Below are 2865 nucleotides of genomic sequence, written 5' to 3'. Positions count from 1 at the left end.
AGGGAGACGGGAGTAAGTCAACCTACGGTCGGTAGGTATCTTAATATTCTAGAAGTTTCCTATGCGATATCTAGGTTGCCTGCTTACTCGGTTAGTAAAGGTAAGAGGCTTGTTAAGTCTCCAAAGGTGTATTGGGTTGATCCGGGACTTGGAGTGTATCTCGCTGGGTATTATGACCTTAATTCTCTTGATTCTTCCAAAGAGAAGGGATGTTTTTTTGAGAACCTTATATTTAATCACTTAAAGGTGTGGTGCAAAATGATAAGTCCTGAACCTAGGATATATTACTGGAGCACTTCTGGTGGTGCTGAGGTGGATTTTGTTATTGAGTGGGGTAAGAGACTGCTTGCAATTGAGGTCAAATCTTCACCTTATGTTTCTATTGATGATGCGAAGAATCTAATAAACTTTTTAGAGGAGTATGATCAAGCAATCAGAGGTGTTGTGATTTACACAGGTAATGAAATAAAGTATCTACACTCTAGAGTTGGTGCTATACCTTTTGGATTTGTTTGCTAGAAACTAATTTTTTAGTAGATGTGAAAGATTATAGGTAAAATATATCTATCTAAAGTTCTTTGATAGATTACTCACCATAGTGAGTTTGTTTGTTGTATTTTTAACTTTTTGTCCCACATACCTTTTGTACTTTCTTCCAATACTCCTCGCCTCACGCATAAATTATGTAAAGCGTATGAAAGGACATTCAAGAATTAAATTCCTACAATCTATCCTCACACATTCAATCTCAACTGAAAGCGTGTTTGAAAGTGTAAAAATTGGAAGGCTTTCGTTTTAAAGACTTGTAGATGAAGTTATCATTTCAACATATACGGATCCTAAACATTTCAAGAAGTTTCACTCAACAGCACCTTAGAGGGATTTTATACGTAAGACAAGCATAAAGAGTTTTGAAGTTTGGTGGTTTTAAGGGATGGTTAATCAAAAAGATGATCAGATTATTGAGAATGTAGCAATCATCTTACTGCAATTTTCCTGAACCTTACTTGATTTCTGTCAACTAACTTGACATAAAATATTTGTTATCTTTAGAATTTGCTATCATTTCAAGGTGAGAGGATATGATAGAACCCTTTGAGACCTTTAAGGGAGCGAGGATAGTAGAAGGTAAAGTTGTGCTTATTGGTGAAAAAGATGTGTTTATTGACTGTGGATACAAATCCGAAGTTTCCGTTCCCTTGCAAGAATTTGACTCTCTACCAAATTTGAATGATAGGGTAAAAATTGCCATCGTTGAGACAAATCATGGACTAGTCGGCTCAAGGTTTGTTGCAGCTAGAAGAGAAAAAATTGAAGAACTAAATTCTAAATTTAACTCTGGTGAACCAGTTACTGGAAAAATCGTTAAGGTATTGTATGAAAATCAAAAAGTGAAGGATAGCAATATCAAGGTCTTGAAGGGGTTTCTCGTAGATCTCGGCACTAACCTAAAGGGCTTTCTTCCAGCTTCGCAAGTTGAGCTCACAAGAATAAATACCGATCCTCAGCTCTATCTCAACAAAGAATTAGTGTTCAAAATAGTTAATAAAAAAGAAGGTCAGTTTGTCCTGTCAAGAAAAGCGGTATTGATGGAGGAGATCACCAAAAAAAGGGAAGAATTCTTTGCCAGAGCTAATGTCGGCGATGAAGTTGTAGGCACTGTCAAAAAGATTTCAGAAAAGTATATACTTCTTGACATTGATGGAGTTACAGCATTTTTGTCCATAAATGACTTCTCATGGAAGAAGGTAACAGACATCAATAGTGTGGTAAACCTTGGTGACAAAATTACTGTTAAGATCTTAGAAATTAATAAGGAAAAAGGTAGAGTAAGGGTTGGTAAGAAACAGATAGAAAAGGATCCTTTTGAAGAATTTATCAAATCACACAAAGAATCTGATGTTGTTCAAGGAAAGGTTATTTTGGTTAGAGACAAATTCGCGGTAGTTGAAATAGCAGATGGAGTAAGAGGCATTATTTTTGACACAGATCTCTCTTGGAGTAGAAGACCTAAGTCTCTTGAGGACAAAATTGAGGTTGGAGAGATAGTCAAAGCCAAAATTCTTTCTTACGATACTGAGAAGAGACTAGTTAAGCTTGGAATAAAACAGCTAACACCAGATCCTTGGGAAGACATTGACACAAGATATAGAAAAGGGCAGGTCGTAAGAGGAAGAGTTAACACAATAACTGACAATTCCGTATTCGTAGGAATAATGGAAGGTGTTGAGGGAATACTAAAAAGGGAAGAAGTTTCTTGGAAGGAAGAGTATCCAAATTTGAGAAAGCTCTACTCACGAGGACAGATGGTGGAAGCTCTTATAACAAGAGTTGACAAAAAAAATAGACTGCTATTTCTCAGTGTAAAGAGGCTAGAAGGAAATCCTTGGGAGAGATTTAAGGAAATCAATCCTAAGGGAAGCATAGTTGACGGCATAGTCAAGGAAATAAAAGATGACAGAATAATAGTTGACTTAGGTGGTGAGATAGAGGGTTTCATTATGGCCTCACAAATCTCATTTGACAGAGGAGTGGATCATAAAGAAAGGTTTAAGGTCGGAACCCCCGTTACTGCAATGGTTATGAAAGTTGTACCATCCGAAAAGATAGTTGAGCTTAGCATAAAAGCCCTAGAGAAAAAACAAATAGAAGAAGCTAAAAAGGAATTCGTAGTTTCCGAGCCAGGAGAAGTTAAAAAAGGCACACTTGCGGATCTACTTAGAGTTAAAGGTTTCTCAGTAGCTAAAAAAAACACCTCTGAAACCAAAAAAGCTAAAAAAGCTACCTCTTCTAAGGAGTAAATGCTAGTGGAGGAATAAATGGTAGAAAAAGTAATTGAAATTTGGAACTCGGTCTACAGCTTTG

The 2865-nt window shown here is 36.5% G+C and carries 2 protein-coding genes; both read left to right on the top strand.

Annotation, left to right across the window (positions count from 1 at the left end; translation table 11 throughout):
• Nucleotides 1-519, top strand: a 519-nt coding sequence (locus tag ABDH28_01950; protein ID MEN2997789.1) for a DUF4143 domain-containing protein, incomplete at its 5' end; no start/stop codon positions are given.
• 563 nt (nt 520-1082) lie between these two features.
• Nucleotides 1083-2801: a S1 RNA-binding domain-containing protein gene (locus tag ABDH28_01945; GenBank protein MEN2997788.1), complete on the top strand. Its 1719-nt coding sequence runs from the start codon at nt 1083-1085 to the stop codon at nt 2799-2801.
• Nucleotides 2802-2865 lie beyond the last annotated feature (64 nt).

The organism is Brevinematia bacterium, assembly GCA_039630355.1.
Classification (GTDB): domain Bacteria; phylum Spirochaetota; class Brevinematia; order DTOW01; family DTOW01; genus SKYB106.
This window is presented reverse-complemented; position numbering and strand designations above follow the sequence as displayed.

Excerpts from the sequence above, each read along its gene's own strand:
- ABDH28_01945 (MEN2997788.1), top strand. The coding sequence starts at position 1,083 with ATGATAGAACCCTTTGAGACCTTTAAGGGAGCGAGGATAGTAGAAGGT.